Annotated in this window: 17 protein-coding genes; 15 read left to right on the top strand and 2 right to left on the bottom strand. The window is 37.8% G+C overall.

What is annotated here, in order from left to right:
* Window positions 1-234 precede the first annotated feature (234 nt).
* The 4 genes from DWV85_RS03500 (at window position 235) to DWV85_RS03485 (ending at window position 5429) form a co-directional block, all read left to right on the top strand.
* On the top strand, window positions 235-1038 hold the full coding sequence (locus tag DWV85_RS03500; RefSeq protein WP_012864184.1) for a CpsB/CapC family capsule biosynthesis tyrosine phosphatase: 804 nt from the start codon (window positions 235-237) through the stop codon (window positions 1036-1038).
* Between the two features lie 244 nt (window positions 1039-1282).
* The gene (gene nrdD / locus DWV85_RS03495; protein ID WP_012864185.1) at window positions 1283-3433 is read left to right on the top strand and encodes an anaerobic ribonucleoside-triphosphate reductase; all 2151 of its coding nucleotides are present in this window, start codon (window positions 1283-1285) and stop codon (window positions 3431-3433) included.
* Window positions 3434-3690: 257 nt separating this feature from the next.
* Window positions 3691-4188, top strand: a complete 498-nt coding sequence (gene nrdG / locus DWV85_RS03490; protein WP_012864186.1) for an anaerobic ribonucleoside-triphosphate reductase activating protein — start codon at window positions 3691-3693, stop codon at window positions 4186-4188.
* A 2-nt stretch (window positions 4189-4190) separates the two neighbouring features.
* On the top strand, window positions 4191-5429 hold the full coding sequence (locus DWV85_RS03485; protein ID WP_012864187.1) for a chloride channel protein: 1239 nt from the start codon (window positions 4191-4193) through the stop codon (window positions 5427-5429).
* A gap of 93 nt (window positions 5430-5522) precedes the next feature.
* Here the strand turns inward: DWV85_RS03485 and DWV85_RS03480 are convergent, their stop codons facing one another.
* Window positions 5523-6071, bottom strand: coding sequence for a gamma carbonic anhydrase family protein (locus DWV85_RS03480; RefSeq protein WP_123138033.1), 549 nt, complete (start codon window positions 6069-6071; stop codon window positions 5523-5525).
* 21 nt (window positions 6072-6092) lie between these two features.
* Window positions 6093-7046: a nitronate monooxygenase gene (locus DWV85_RS03475; RefSeq protein WP_004697213.1), complete on the bottom strand. Its 954-nt coding sequence runs from the start codon at window positions 7044-7046 to the stop codon at window positions 6093-6095.
* 543 nt (window positions 7047-7589) lie between these two features.
* Between DWV85_RS03475 and DWV85_RS03470 the strand changes: the two genes are divergently transcribed.
* The 11 genes from DWV85_RS03470 (at window position 7590) to DWV85_RS03420 (ending at window position 15368) form a co-directional block, all read left to right on the top strand.
* Window positions 7590-7724 carry a rubredoxin gene (locus DWV85_RS03470; RefSeq protein WP_004693422.1) on the top strand — a complete coding sequence of 45 codons (135 nt, stop codon included), beginning with the start codon at window positions 7590-7592 and terminating at the stop codon, window positions 7722-7724.
* A 100-nt stretch (window positions 7725-7824) separates the two neighbouring features.
* Window positions 7825-8337 carry a DUF177 domain-containing protein gene (locus DWV85_RS03465; protein WP_123138032.1) on the top strand — a complete coding sequence of 171 codons (513 nt, stop codon included), beginning with the start codon at window positions 7825-7827 and terminating at the stop codon, window positions 8335-8337.
* Between the two features lie 25 nt (window positions 8338-8362).
* A complete protein-coding gene (gene rpmF / locus DWV85_RS03460; RefSeq protein ID WP_004693428.1) occupies window positions 8363-8539 on the top strand; it encodes a 50S ribosomal protein L32 in 177 nt (58 codons plus the stop codon).
* Window positions 8540-8822: 283 nt separating this feature from the next.
* Window positions 8823-9383 (top strand): transcription factor FapR, encoded by a 561-nt coding sequence (gene fapR, locus DWV85_RS03455; RefSeq protein WP_008713703.1) that lies wholly within the window; start codon window positions 8823-8825, stop codon window positions 9381-9383.
* A 3-nt stretch (window positions 9384-9386) separates the two neighbouring features.
* Complete coding sequence (gene plsX, locus DWV85_RS03450; RefSeq protein ID WP_123138031.1) at window positions 9387-10415, top strand: phosphate acyltransferase PlsX; 1029 nt, start codon at window positions 9387-9389, stop codon at window positions 10413-10415.
* A complete protein-coding gene (locus DWV85_RS03445; RefSeq protein ID WP_008713708.1) occupies window positions 10399-11394 on the top strand; it encodes a beta-ketoacyl-ACP synthase III in 996 nt (331 codons plus the stop codon). The genes plsX and DWV85_RS03445 overlap by 17 nt, the downstream gene beginning before the upstream one ends.
* 15 nt (window positions 11395-11409) lie before the next feature.
* A complete protein-coding gene (fabK, locus tag DWV85_RS03440; protein WP_123138030.1) occupies window positions 11410-12354 on the top strand; it encodes an enoyl-[acyl-carrier-protein] reductase FabK in 945 nt (314 codons plus the stop codon).
* Window positions 12355-12365: 11 nt separating this feature from the next.
* Window positions 12366-13307, top strand: a complete 942-nt coding sequence (fabD, locus tag DWV85_RS03435) for an ACP S-malonyltransferase (protein WP_123138029.1) — start codon at window positions 12366-12368, stop codon at window positions 13305-13307.
* A gap of 1 nt (window position 13308) precedes the next feature.
* Window positions 13309-14052, top strand: a complete 744-nt coding sequence (fabG, locus tag DWV85_RS03430) for a 3-oxoacyl-[acyl-carrier-protein] reductase (RefSeq protein WP_123138028.1) — start codon at window positions 13309-13311, stop codon at window positions 14050-14052.
* Window positions 14053-14103: 51 nt separating this feature from the next.
* Entirely contained in the window at window positions 14104-14334 is a 231-nt protein-coding gene (locus DWV85_RS03425; protein ID WP_004693441.1) for an acyl carrier protein, read from the top strand.
* A 77-nt stretch (window positions 14335-14411) separates the two neighbouring features.
* Window positions 14412-15368, top strand: a complete 957-nt coding sequence (locus tag DWV85_RS03420) for a nitronate monooxygenase (RefSeq protein WP_123138027.1) — start codon at window positions 14412-14414, stop codon at window positions 15366-15368.
* The last annotated feature ends 13 nt before the right edge of the window (window positions 15369-15381 follow it).

The following is a 15381-nucleotide window of genomic DNA, read 5'->3' as shown; positions in this document are numbered from 1 at the left end:
CATAATTGTAGAAATTATGGGTCATATTTTATGAAGGATAAATGAATATATAAAAATTGTATTAAATGAACATATAATAATTTATTTATTTTTATAGAAAAACCACTATACAAGCGACTGGTCCCTTGTTATAATCGTGAATGTAAAATGAATTATAAACTTAAATGAGAAGAACATGAACTTTATAAAAGAGGTCGATTTTGAAAAGAAAATCGAAAGTAGAAGGGAAAGATTATGAGTCGCGTGGTTGATTTACATGGTTGCATTTTGCCAGCTGTGTTAGGCCCACAAGGGCCTCAAACAATGGCAGAATCAGTAAAAATGATTAAGTCCTTGTCTGAACAAGGTATTACAGATATTTTTAGTACGCCTGATGTAACAGTATCTATGGATCTGAACACATGGAATGCTATAAACTCTTTAGTTAATGAAGTAAAAGTTATGGTTAAGGAGCAACAAGTAGATATAACTATTCACAGTGGAGCTCGCGTAATGCTTTGTGATGAAATGGTTGCATATATAGCTTCTCATCGCAATCAATATACGTTGGGAGATAGCCATTTTATATTAGTTGCTCTTCCACAAAATAGCAAAGTGCATCATATTAATGCGTGGTTATTAAGTCTACTAGATATGGGGCTTGTACCTATTATTAGTGAAGTAGAAACTTATGGACAATTATTTACTAAACCTGAACAATTACTAGCATGGGTTGATAGAGGTATTTTGATTCAATGTAATATGGCATCTTTTGATCATGGTAACGCTAACTATGATAGGGCTATTGAATTATATCGAAATGGTTTAATTCATTTCTTTGGTACTGGTTACAGCGATGGCTGTGATGTTGAGGCGTACCAAGGTTATGTGGAAGCAATTTCTGAATTAGACAATACGTATAAAAAAGATTTGTTGCCAAATATCCATCTTAATGAACGCGACCTCTTAGCTAATCGCACATTTTATCCTTCTGTCCCATCTAGTTGGGTGGGGAAAAAGGGTAATTTCTTAACTCGTCTATTTGGCTTTGCATTATAATTTATATAGGTTCTTTTATCCATGTCATATTGGCATAGATAGAGGGACCTATTTTTACTTTATATTGTATTTAGGGTTGAAAACAACCACCATATATAGTATACTGAGAGGGCGGTAAAAATAGAGGGGTTTTCTAATAATTCTTTACATTTTTACATATAAATTTATAAAAAGTGTGATTAGACATACTTTTTATACTTCTTAACATATATTTTGGCAGTAACAAGATGGGGAGGTTGCCAATATGTTGCAGGTCATTAAGCGTGATGGCACGAAGGTACCATTCGACAAAAACAAGATTGCTTTGGCTATTGAAAAAGCTGAACATAGTAGTACTGGGTTGTACGAAGAGGGCTTGGCACAGCGTATTGCAAATGAAATTGAGGAATATGCTACTAAGCTTCAAAAAGACATGACAATTTATGCTATTGAAGATCAAGTGTATTATAAGTTGATTGAGTATCATAATCCTGCAACGGCACGTGCCTATGAAGGTTACAAAGCTGTTCAAGCTTTTAAACGCCGTCAAAATACAACTGATGATGATGTAATTGGTTTATTAGATCGTAGTAATATCAGTGTTCTTGATGAAAATTCTAATAAGGATGCTGCTATTGTATCTACCCAACGGGATTTAATTGCTGGTGAAGTATCTAAGGATATTGCTCGTCGTAAATTGATTCCTACCGATATTTTGGAAGCCCATGATAGTGGAGCTATCCACTTCCATGATATGGATTATATTATTCAACCTATGTTTAACTGTTGCTTGATTAATTTGGAAGATATGCTTACAAATGGCACAGTAATCAATGGTAAAAAAATCGATACACCTAAGTCTTTCCAAGTTGCTTGTACTGTAACAACACAAATCATTGCACAAGTAGCATCTGGTCAATATGGTGGTCAAAGTATTAATGGTATTGACCGTATTTTGGCACCATTTGTACGTAAATCTTATGAAAAAATCCTCAATAATGTTATTGAAGAGCAAGTTGAGATTTATGGCATGGAGCCTAATATGGAAAAGGCTCGTGAAATAGCGTGGAAACGTACGCGTAAAGAGGTTAAAGATGGTATCCAAACTATTCAATACCAAATCAATACATTGATGACCACAAATGGTCAATCTCCATTTGTTACATTATTTATGTATTTCCAACCAGACTATGAATACGCGAAGGAAGCGGCTCTTATTACAGAAGAAATTTTGCGCCAACGTATTAAAGGTGTAAAAAACGAAGCCGATGTATATATTACACCAGCCTTTCCTAAGTTGATTTATGTTCTTGATGAGCATAATGTAACACCAGATAGTTCATACTATTACTTAACTGAATTGGCAGCACAATGTACGGCTAAGCGCATGTACCCTGACTATATTTCTGCAAAGAAAATGAAGGAAAACTACTCAGGTAATGTCTTTAGTCCTATGGGCTGTCGATCCTTCTTATCTCCTTGGAAGGATGAAAATGGTGAATACAAGTTTGATGGACGTTTTAACATTGGTGTAGTAAGTTTAAACTTACCTCAAATTGGCATTCTAGCTCGCGGTAGTGAAGAACGATATTTTGAAATTTTAGATAAACGACTTGAGTTGGCAGAAAAAGCACTAATGCTTCGTTATGAATTACTTAAGGACGTAGTGAGTGATGTGTCACCAATCCATTGGCAACACGGTGCTATTGCAAGACTTAAAAAAGGCGAGAAAATTGCCAAATTCTTGACTGGCGGTTATGCGACTATTTCCTTGGGATATATTGGTATTTATGAAGCAACTCGCTTAATTACCGGTGAATCGAATACAGGCGAGAAAGGTCGCGTTTTTGCGATGAAGATTATGGATCGCTTAAATGCAGCTGTTGATGAATGGCGAGTTAAACATAACATGGGCTTTGCATTATATGGTACACCTGCTGAAAGTTTAACCCATCGATTCTCTTCTTTGGATCGCGCTCGTTTTGGTATTATTGAGGACATTACGGATAAGGGTTATTATACTAATAGTTATCATGTAAGCGTACGAGAAGAGATTAATGTATTTGATAAGTTCTCCTTTGAATCTGAGTTCCAAAAGAAATCTACAGGTGGCTGTATTTCCTATGCAGAAATTCCTAATATGACTAATAATATTCCAGCTGTTTTGACTATGATTCAATATATTTATGATCATATTTCTTATGCTGAATTTAATACCAAGTCTGACTATTGTCACGAATGTGGCTTTGATGGAGAAATTAAGGTAAATGAACATAACGAGTGGGAATGCCCTCGTTGCCACAATACAAATCGCGATAAATTAACTGTTATCCGTCGTACTTGTGGATACCTTGGCGAAAACTTCTGGAATGAAGGGCGCACAAAGGAAATTAAAGATCGTGTAATGCACATTTAAGATTATTAGAGGTATAGTTTTAATAATTATCCTGTATATTAAGCATATTAAGATAAACTGTTATATAGATTAATATAATTATCATAGACATCTAATGATGTGGGTATGTTAATAGATACGATTTTAGAGTTCTAAATACGATAGTTTTAAATGGTAAAAGCTGTGCCTAAGGCACAGCTTTTACTGTATATATGAGAAATTGAAATATATCTATATAGTGTTGATTAAAGTTGATAGGCACTACTATGGAGGTTATGATGAGATATGGGCAAATAAGACAATATGATATTGCCAATGGAGAAGGGATTCGTACATCTATATTTGTAACAGGTTGTACACATTGTTGTTATAATTGTTTTAATGAAGAATACCAAGATTTTAATGCTGGTAAGGTATGGACGCAAGCTGAGACAGATTTAGTGGTTTCCTATGTGAAGAATCCTACATGTTCAGGTTTAACATTATTAGGTGGGGAGCCATTTCAAAATGTACAAGGCTTATTACCGGTGGTGAGAGCTGTTCGAGCAGCGGCGCCAAAAAAGAAGATTTGGGCCTATTCCGGCTATGAAATAGATGATATCTTAGAAGATGAGTTGCGAAGTGCTTTATTACAAGAAATCGACATTCTCGTAGATGGCCGCTTTGTAGATGAACTTAAGGATCCTGCTTTGCGCTTCAGAGGTTCTTCAAATCAGCGTATCATTGATGTTAAAAAGACATTAGCGGCTGGGGAAATTGTATTAGCGATGGAGTAAATATGATATATGATAAACGATTTATAGGACTCATTATTATAGTTGGCTTTATAGCAGGGCTAGTAGGGGCTTCCTATACGTATTTATTACATGGAATCCAACATTTCGTATATAATTACTCCTCTGCTGATCATCTGAGCTTTGGTGCAGCTGTGGCCCGAGTATCACCGATAGAACGATTAATACCCTTAATCGTCTGTGGCGTGATAGGTGGCGTAGGTTGGGTTTTGATTCACAGATATGGTAAAGGCGTTGTAGATATAAAAACGGCAGTTTCTGGTAAAATGGATATGAATCCAATTACTACTGTTTTACATGCAACACTGCAAATAATTACGGTAGGTATTGGTTCTCCATTAGGTCGAGAAGTTGCACCACGTGAGGCTAGCGCTGGTATTACTACCTTTTTAGTTAAACATTTTGATATAAAACAAGAAGACCGTCAATTATTAATTGCATGTGCTGCAGGCGCTGGTTTAGCTGCAGTTTATAATTCACCATTATCTGCGGCAATTTTCACATTAGAAACTTTGCTTCTTACTTGGAATATACGGGCTATGAGTGCAGCCCTCTTATGTTGTGGTTTGGCTACATTTGTGACGCGACAAGCTGGTGTAGGAGATGTTATACAATATACAATGGCACAACCCAGTTTGGGAAGTCATTATGTAGAGTTTTCTATCGTTTTAGGCGCTATTATTGCAATTGGTGTTGTTTTATTTAATATTACACAAAGTAAGCTACCCGCCATTCATCGTAGTAGTCCTGTAATGATTCCCATTTCTATCGTAGCATTTACACTAATTGGTGTTTTAGCTATGTATTTTCCTGAAATTCTTGGAAATGGTAAAGCAGGCAATGAGTTGACTTTTACGAACGATATCACATGGACATATGCATTGGGTTTATTTGGATCCAAATGGGTAGCTGTTTTACTTGCTTTGGCCGCTGGTGCATATGGTGGTCGTATTACACCATCTATGATGTTAGGTAGTACTTTGGGGATCGTATTTGGTACCGTATGGGCTATTGCTATAGCGCCAGTATCTTTGGGAATGTCTGCTTTTGTGGGGGCCGTAGTATTCTTAGGCCTTGCACAAAAAATGCCTATGACATCTTGTGTATTTATGCTTGAATTATCTCGTTTCTCTGTAGAGATGTTGTTTCCTATAGCTTTAACAATGGGGACAGCCCTTATGGTAGAGCAAATTATTCAATCAAAATTAAATAGCGCTAAGTAGCAATAAATAACAGTTAATAAAAGTTAAATATAATATATAGAAAAGAAGCGGATAGTTGAGTTAATCAGCTATCCGCTTTTAATGTATATGTAATTATACGATTTTGGCGTTCTTATCGTATTCCTCGCCACCCGCATCAGGAAGCATGCCATATTCTACAGTCCACAAGTGTTTATATTTTAGTGCTTGATTGTGAATACGTTCGATTTGTGTTGCATCTGTACGGGCTATGCGAGCTGGGATTCCAACAACTAAAGAATTAGGTGGGATTACAGTGTTCTCCTTTATGACTGCACCAGCAGCAATAATAGAGCCAGAGCCAATATGACAACCGCTCAATACAATAGCGCCCATTCCAACTAATACATTATCTTCGATGGTACTAGCGTGTACTATTGCACCATGGCCAATTGTTACATAATCTCCAAGAATGCAAGCCTTGTCGTCATCAACGTGTAATACAGAGTTATCCTGTACATTGGAATAGCGACCTACTACAATTTTATTTACATCACCGCGAAGTGCACAGTTTTGCCAAATGGAAGCATATTCTTTTAGTTCAACATCACCTGCAAGTTCTGCACCAGGCATAACACAACTTTTGGGATCTAATTTGGGGTATTTTTCGTGAAATGGTAACATAAGGAACTCCTAATTTATTAACTATACGATTTCAATAAGACGTTGTGCTTTACGAATAGACATGATAGCTTCATTCATTACTGTTTGTACTATAGTGTGAGCAGGTTCAATAGTAGTAAGTCGGTTTAAACCCTGTCCAACTTGTACCGCACCATTTACAACATCACCATCGATAGCAGCACGTTTGTTAGTGCCTTGGGACATTTTGGTACGTTCTTCAGGGGTAGTAACACCATCTGTTTCGGCAGCTAAGTAACGTGTAGTGAATTCGTTTTTCAAGCTACGTACTCCACCGTGACCGGAGAGGAGACCCGTTACAACAGAGTCTGTATCTGTGGCTTTGATAATTGCTTCTTTCATATTTATGTGGGCTTGGCATTCTTCAGCTAACAAAAAACGGGAACCCATTTGTACACCTTCAGCACCCATCAACAATGCTGCTGCAATACCACGACCATCTACGATAGCGCCTGCTACAACAACAGGAATGGAAATCTCAGGTAAAATATTTTCCATCAAGGACATGGTTGTTTGGCTACCAATATGTCCACCAGCTTCCATACCCTCAATAATAATTGCATCAGCACCAGCTTCTTCAATACGTTTAGCAAGTTTTAGAGATGGGACAACAGGGATAACTTTAATGCCTGCATCTTGCAATGGTTTAATATATGGTACAGGATTGCCTGCTCCAAGTGTTACAAATGCAGGCTTTTCTTCAATGATAATATCTACTAATTCGTCTTTATTGGGAGCCATTAACATGAGATTGACTCCGAAAGGCTTATCCGTTAAGTCTTTACAGGCACGAATTTCATTGCGCGTCCATTCTGCATCACGACCACCAAGAGCAATTACACCTGTAGCACCTGCATTAGCTACAGCAGCAACTAGTTTGTGTTCAGATACCCAAGCCATAGCACCTTGGATGATAGGGTATTCGATTTGTAAAAGTTGTGTTAACGCTGTTCTCATAAAGCCTCCTATGATAACAATTAAATTTACTGAAACTTTATTAAACTTTTATACGAGAATTTTATATAAGAATAATTTTATTTTCTTATATAAGAAATAGAGCATTAATAAAGTCAAGAATATATCAGTATATACTTATATACTAAAGAGATTAAGCATATTATTTGGAGATTATATGTAATCATATAATCTCTTCTCTATATAATAGTATAATATAGTAATTATGTACACCTTAGATAAGGTTATTATAGTTATTTATTTAAACAATATGTTTTGAAAATTAATTTCCAATTATCGGATTAGAATAAAATGTTTAGCAGTAGTCTAAAGATAAAAAACTAAATGATAATATATTTCAAGTGGATTAAGTAGTAGAAAACCGCATAGTATCTATGATTATTAAATATTATAAAAAATGAGAAAATAAGAAAATGAGTATTGAAAAGTTTCGATGTCTTTGATATACTACATTACAGATAGAGTATCTGAATTAATTAAAGATAAACATTAAACAATAATTTTCAAGTGAAGGAGGAAATACACATGGAAAAATATGTATGCGTAGTATGTGGTTGGGTTTATGACGAAGCTGTTGAAGGCGTAAAATTCGAAGATCAACCAGCTGATTATGTTTGCCCAATTTGCGGTGTTGGTAAAGACCAATTCGAAAAAATGTAATTGACTTACCAAAAGGCTATCTTGAGTCCACTTGAGATAGTCTTTTTTATTTGACAAAGCACCATGTCATGTTTATAATATTATGAGTCGAGGTAAGATTATGAAACTGCAAGTAGAGCAAGCAAAAGAACATATAGGAAAGAAATTTCCTTATAGCTATACGATATCAGCCTCTGAGCTTGGTGACGTAACTGCTTTTCCTTGGAGCCGTCATGATATAACCATTAGTGGTGAGTTTTGGTTTGATGGTCAAAATTACATCGTTCAAGGTTCGATTCAGTCTAAAGGCAATTATGATTGTTCCCGTTGTTTAAATACAACAGAACATTATCGAAAAGATTTCTTTCAGGAAATCTTTAGTGATTGTCGAGATGCTACGGATGATGTGAATTCTTTTGATGGAGAAGAAATTGACTTAACTGAACTAATTAGGGATACATTAATCATCAATGAGCCCTCTCAAGTGTTATGTCAGGATGATTGCAAAGGATTGTGCGTTCATTGCGGAGCAAATTTAAATGTTTCACCTTGTTCTTGTGAATCCTTTGTGGTGGATCCTCGATTTGCAGAGTTACGTGCTTTGCTTGATGAGAAAGATGATAGATTATCCTAATGATTGTACTAAGGAGGTGCAGATAATGGCAGTACCTAAACGTAGATTGTCTAAATGTCGTCGCGATCGTCGTCGTGCTAATTGGAAATTAGAAGCTCCTGGTTATGTAGCATGTCCACAATGCCACGAACCTAAGATGCCTCATCGTGTTTGCCCTACATGTGGTCACTATAAAGGTGAACAAGTAGTAGCTAATGCTTAATATGTGAGCGGAGAGAGACGCCTACTTTGTAGGCGTCTTTTTTATATAGTTTTATATGTTTTATTATCAATAGCGAGTGTCATTATTTTATAGTAAGATTATTCTATAAGATAGTGACACATTTTTATTTTTTATAAACAAAAATACTAAAATATAAAAAACAACTATATTTTGTATATGCTATGAAAATTTCTTACTATATGTATGAAAAGTCTTGCCAATAAGGGAATTATTGTATATACTTAGGATGTAATATTAATACTAGGTCATAAAAGGTGGTCCCATGAGTCGGTTAAAGAAGCAAGAGCGCCAGAAGCAGTTACAAGAAAAACTGAATATTACGCCATTTCTTACTGATGAAGAATTGGCAACACACTTTGGTGTAAGTGTGCCAACAATTCGTCTCGATCGACTAGAATTGGGTATTCCTGAATTGCGTGAACGCATTCGTGTTATGGCTACAGGTCAATCACATGAAATGGTAGAACATGTATCATATGAAGTGGTTGGTGAATTGATTGATGTCACCGAGGGGCACCAAGCATTATCTATGTTACGTACTACGGCTGATATGGAAGATCAATTCGGATATGTAGAACCGCAGTATTTATATGCTCAAGCAAATTCCCTTGCAAAAGCGGTTATGGGGACGACTGTTTGCTCTGCGGAAGTTGGAAATATAAAATATAAGAACCCAGTAGGATCTGGTACTAATTTGGTAGCGAAAGCAGAAATTATTCGTCGCCGAGGTAATAAGTTCTTTATTTGGGTTATAATAAGAGATAAAATAAAAGAAGTGTTTCGCGCAAAATTTATTATGGAATCCGTAGAGAATAGGGTGTAAATTATGAAAATTGCAATAGACGCCATGGGTGGCGACTTTGCTCCAATGGAGACTGTACTTGGATCCATTGAAGCCGTACGAGCAAATCAACACATTGAAGTGGTGCTCGTCGGCGATGAGCAGCAAATTTTTGATATATTAGAAGCTAATAATGAAGCTAAGAATCCACGTATTTCTGTACATCATGCTAGCCAGGTAATCGGTATGGATGAACATCCAGGTCAAGCATTGCGCAAGAAAAAAGATGCATCTGTTGTGGTCGCTACTTCGTTGGTTCGGGATAATCGTTGTGATGCTGTAATTGCTCCAGGTAGTACGGGAGCTGCTGTTGCAGCGGCTTTATTTGGGCTTGGTCGCATTAAAGGTATTGATCGCCCTGTCATTGCAACTCCAATGCCAACGGTAAGTGGTATAACAGTTATGTTAGACTCTGGTGCAAATTCTAATTGTAAACCTAAACATCTTGTACAAGGAGCTTTAATGGGCTCTGAATACGCTAAGCTTTTATTAGGAAAAGAAAATCCTACTGTGGGATTGTTAAATATTGGTGAAGAGGCCACAAAGGGGAACGATGTCGTATTGGCGACGTATCCGATTTTGGAGGGTATGAAGACTATCAATTTTAAAGGTAATATTGAAGGTCGTGATATTCCTAAAGGTGCCGTTGATGTTGTCGTATGTGATGGATTCGTAGGCAATGTGGTACTTAAATTTGCGGAAGGGTTAGTAACAGGTCTTACGCAATTAGTAAAGGATAGCATCATGGCAGGAAGTATTTTTGCCAAGATAGGAGCTGTGCTTGTAAAGCCAGCCTTGAAAAAGATGGCAAAACGTTTGGATCACACAGAAAATGGTGGTGCTCCACTTTTAGGAGTTAATGGGGTATTCATGATTGCTCATGGTAGTTCTAAAGCAAAAGAAATAAAAACTGCTATTGAAATTGCTAGTGATTTAGTAGAGCGTAAAATTATTCAACACATAAGAGAAACGATGGATATTGAAGGAGCCTTAAAGTATGACTATGATGAATAAACCTGTAGGAATCATTGGTACTGGGAGCTTCCTTCCTGACAATGTAGTAACAAACTTTGATCTTGAAAAAATGGTTGATACCAATGATCAATGGATTAGAGAGCGTACGGGTATAGAAGAACGACGCATTGCACCGGAAGGTATGAATACATCCTATATGGCGACCGAGGCAGCAAAAAAAGCTATGCAAATGGCTAATGTCTCTGCAGAGGATATCGACATGATTATCTTTGCTACTCTAACACCAGATATGATTATTCCTTCGGCAGCTTGTGTATTGCAAGCAAACTTAGGAGCTAAAAACGCTGCAGCCTATGATTTACAAGCGGCATGCTCTGGGTTTGTATATGGATTGATTACTGCCGCTAGTTATATTAGCTCTGGTATTTATAAAAAAGTACTCGTTGTGGGGGCAGAAATTCTTTCTCGTCGAGTAAACTGGAATGATCGTGGTACATGTATCCTCTTTGGTGATGGTGCTGGGGCTGCAGTAGTATCTGAAGTACCTGAAGGCTATGGCATTAAAGGTATTGACATGGGCGCCGATGGCACTGGAGGATCAGCGCTTTGCATTCCTGCAGGTGGCACTGCTGTAGTAGCAAATGATCAACGCGTAGAAGAGGGCTTAACATTTATTCATATGGATGGCCCTGAAGTATATAAATTTGCCGTTAAAACGATGGGACGTACGGTTTTAAAATCCTTAGAACGTGCTGATATGGAGTTAAATGAATTAGATTACTTCATTCCTCATCAAGCGAATATTCGTATTATTGATTCGGCAGCCAAACGTTTACATCTGCCGATGGAAAAAGTTTTTGTTAATTTACATAAGTATGGTAATACATCTGCCGCGTCTGTAGCGATTGCACTTGATGAAGCTAATCGCGAGGGACGTTTCAAACGCGGTGATAATGTTGCGTTTGCAGGATTTGGTGCAGGCCTAACATGGGCAAGCCTGGTCTTGAAATGGTATTAAGGAGGACACATCAAGATGATTAAGACTGACATTTGTGATTTATTGCAGATTGAGTATCCAATCTTTCAAGGTGGCATGGCTTGGCTCGGTACTGCAGAATTAGCGGCAGCCGTTTCTGAAGCTGGTGGACTTGGAATTATTGGTGCTGGTCATATGCCTCCTGATATTTTCCGTAATGAAATCCATAAATTAAAAGAGCGCACTAGTAAGCCTTTTGGCTGTAATATCATGCTCATGTCTCCATTTGTAAAAGAGGTTATGGAAGTAGTCGTGGAAGAACGTGTTCCTGTTATCACTACAGGTGCAGGTAATCCTGGTGTTTATGTTCCCGCTTTGAAAGAAATTGGTACAAAAGTTATTCCTGTAGTTGCATCAGTATTACTAGCAAAGCGCTTATTACGTGGTGGTATTGATGCAATTATTGCTGAAGGTACAGAGTCTGGTGGTCACGTAGGTGATATTACAACTATGGCATTAATTCCTCAAGTAGTTGATGCTGTAGATGTACCAGTTATTGCTGCCGGAGGTATTGCAGATGGTCGTGGTATGGCTGCGGCATTTGCATTAGGTGCTAAAGCGGTACAAATGGGGACACGATTCGTATTATCCGAAGAATGTATTGCCCATGAAAATTATAAAAATGCTGTATTGAAAGCAAAAGATCGTGCTACAGTTATGACTGGTTTAACAACAGGTCATCCTGTACGTATTATAGATAATGCGTTAGCTCATAAATATAAATCCCTTGAATTCAGTGGTGGTTCTAAAGATGAATTGGAAGCATTAGGTGCTGGTACACTTCGTTTAGCTGCTATTGAGGGTAATGTAAAAGAAGGTTCCGTAATGATCGGTCAAATTTCTGGTATGTTAACAGATGTTAAACCATGTGAAACTATCATTAAAGATATTATGACTGAAGCTGAAACAGTAATTAAGAATCTTCAAGGTCTTAGTAAATAAGGAGGCCCCTAATGAAAACGGCATTTGTTTTTCCTGGTCAAGGTTCTCAAAAAGTAGGCATGTTACAAGATTTGTATAATGCGTATCCTATTGTGAAACAACGTTTTGAAGAAGCTGACGAGGCACTTGGTTATTCTATCAGTAAATTATGCTTCGAAGGTCCTGATACAGAGCTCGTTAAAACAGCAAATACACAACCAGCTATTTTGACTGCATCTGTAGCTTGTTATGAAATTCTAAAAGAACAAGGCTTTACGCCTGACATCGTAGGCGGGCATAGTCTTGGTGAGTATAGTGCTCTAGTAGCAGCCGGTGTATTGAACTTTAAAGACGCAGTATATGTAGTTCATAAACGCGGTGAATATATGCAAGAAGCTGTGCCATTGGGTAAAGGTGCTATGGCAGCAATTTTGGCATTACCTCGTGAGCAAGTTGTAGAAATTTGTGAAGAAGTAAATGCTTCTGTAGGTTCTGTACAAGCAGTTAACTTCAATTGCCCTGGACAAATCGTTATTGCCGGTGAAACTGCAGCGGTGGAAACAGCAGCTGAAAAATTGAAAGAAGCAGGAGCAAAACGCGCAGTAATGCTTCCGGTAAGTGCTCCATTCCACAGCCGTTTGATGGAACCCGCAGCTCTTCGGTTAAAGGAAGAGTTGGATAAGATCCAAGTGTGTGATGCACAAATTCCTGTAGTTGCAAATGTTACTGGCAAGATTTTGACTAATGCAAATGACATTAAAGAGTCCTTAGTTACTCAAGCCGCTAACCCTGTCTTGTGGGAAGATTGTGTAGCTGAAATGGTAAACTTTGGTGTTACTCGCTTTGTTGAAGTGGGGCCTGGGAAAGTACTCACAGGTTTTACTAAAAAGATCAACAAAGATATGGAATTAGCTAATGTTGAAGACATTGCATCCTTAGAGAAAACGCTTGAATTTTTAAAGGGGGTTCGATAAAATGCATTTAGAGGGTAAAGTAGCCATTGTAACTGGCGCATCCCGTGGCATTGGTCGCGCTGTAGCTATCAATCTAGCACAATCTGGTGCTGATATTGTAGTAAACTATAGCGGTAGCGAAGGTGCAGCACAAGAAACTGTTGAAGCTGTACAAGCGTTAGGCCGAAAAGCCATTAAATTTAAAGCTAATGTAGCAAATGCTGATGAAGTTGCTTCCATGGTGGAAGAAGCTCATAAAGAATTTGGTCACATTGATATTCTCGTGAATAATGCGGGTATTACACGTGACGGTTTGTTAATGCGAATGAAAGACGAAGATTTTGATGCTGTTATCGATATCAACTTAAAAGGTGTTTACTTGGTAACTAAAGCAGTATCTAAAATCATGATGAAACAACGTTCTGGTCATATTATTAACATGACATCTGTTGTTGGTGTTATAGGTAATGCTGGTCAAACTAACTATGCTGCTTCTAAAGCGGGCGTAATTGGTTTTACTAAATCCTGTGCTAAAGAATTGGCTAGCCGTGGTATTACAGTTAATGCTATTGCACCAGGCTTTATCAACACAGATATGACCGATGTATTACCAGAAAAAGTTAAAGAAGCTATGGTTACTGAAATTCCATTGGGCCGTATGGCTGATGCTGAAGAAGTAGCAACAGTAGTAACATTCCTTGCTAGCGATTTTGCTAATTATATTACGGGTCAAGTCATCAATGTTGATGGTGGCATGGTAATGTAGTTGTAAAATTAGACTATATATAAATACACTTTGAAAGGAGGTGAACCACTAATGAACACTTTCGATAAAGTTAAAGCAATCGTTGTGGAACAATTAGGCGTTGATGAAGCTGAAGTTACCATTGATTCTACATTCATCGACGACTTAGGCGCTGACTCCTTAGATATCGTTGAATTGATCATGGCATTTGAAGAAGAATTCAATGTTGAAATCCCTGACGACGTTGCAGAAAAAATTAAAACCGTTAAGGATACAGTAGAATATATTGATTCTGCTAAATAAGCTGTAAAGCTAACAATTCAACCGAACGGGAGGCCGAGTGGCCTCCCAACCGGTTTTATTTACAGGAGGATTTGATAGTGAAGCTCCCTGAACTTCGCATTGGGAATCTAGTGGCCAAAGTACCTATTATTCAAGGTGGTATGGCGATTAGATTGTCTACAGCTCGCTTGGCAGCAGCCGTTGCAAATGAAGGTGGTATCGGCCTTATTGCGGCATCGGGCTTGCCTTTCGATGAATTACGATACGAAATACAATTAGCTAGAAAATTATCACCTACGGGTATTATTGGTATAAATGCGATGGTAGCAGCAACTCAATTTGCTGGCTTAGTAAAGACTGCCATCGAAGAAGGCATTGATCTTGTAGTAGCAGGTGCTGGTTTTTCAAGAGATATGTTCGCAATGGGCAAAGAGTCTGGTACTCCTATTGTACCAATTGTTTCGTCCGCAAAATTAGCTCGCATTTCTGAAGGTTTAGGTGCTGCAGCTGTAATCGTAGAAGGCTGTGAAGCTGGTGGACACTTGGGGACGGATCGTTCCGCTCGAGAAATCGTTCCCGAAGTTGTAGCAGCGGTAAAAAACATTCCAGTAATTGCTGCTGGTGGTGTTCTAGATGGCCATGATATCGTTGAAATGTTAAAAATCGGCGCTAGTGGTGTTCAAATGGGTAGCCGTTTTGCTGCTTCTGATGAATGTAATGCATCTGATGAATTGAAAAAAATGTATGTACGAGCTACAAACCCTGAGGATATAGTATTGATTCAAAGTCCTGTTGGGTTGCCTGGTCAAGCAATAAAAAACAAATTTGCTGAATCTGTTTTAGATGGTACTGTAGCGCCTCCAACGGTGTGTGATAACTGTTTAAAACATTGTTCCCATAAATTCTGCATTATCCGTGCTCTTTCTCGCGCACAACAAGGTGATGTGGAAACGGGGTTGGTGTTCTCTGGCAATAATATGAGAAAAGTCGACAAGATTATGCCAGTTAAAGATATCTTTGCTCAATTAAAACAGCAAGTTGCAGAGATTGATTAATTTAAAGGGCTGT

The organism is Veillonella sp. AF13-2 (assembly GCF_003603295.1).
Classification (GTDB): Bacteria; Bacillota; Negativicutes; order Veillonellales; family Veillonellaceae; genus Veillonella; species Veillonella parvula_E.
The sequence above is the reverse complement of the archived record's forward strand: the minus strand, read 5'-3'. Positions and strand labels throughout refer to the sequence as shown.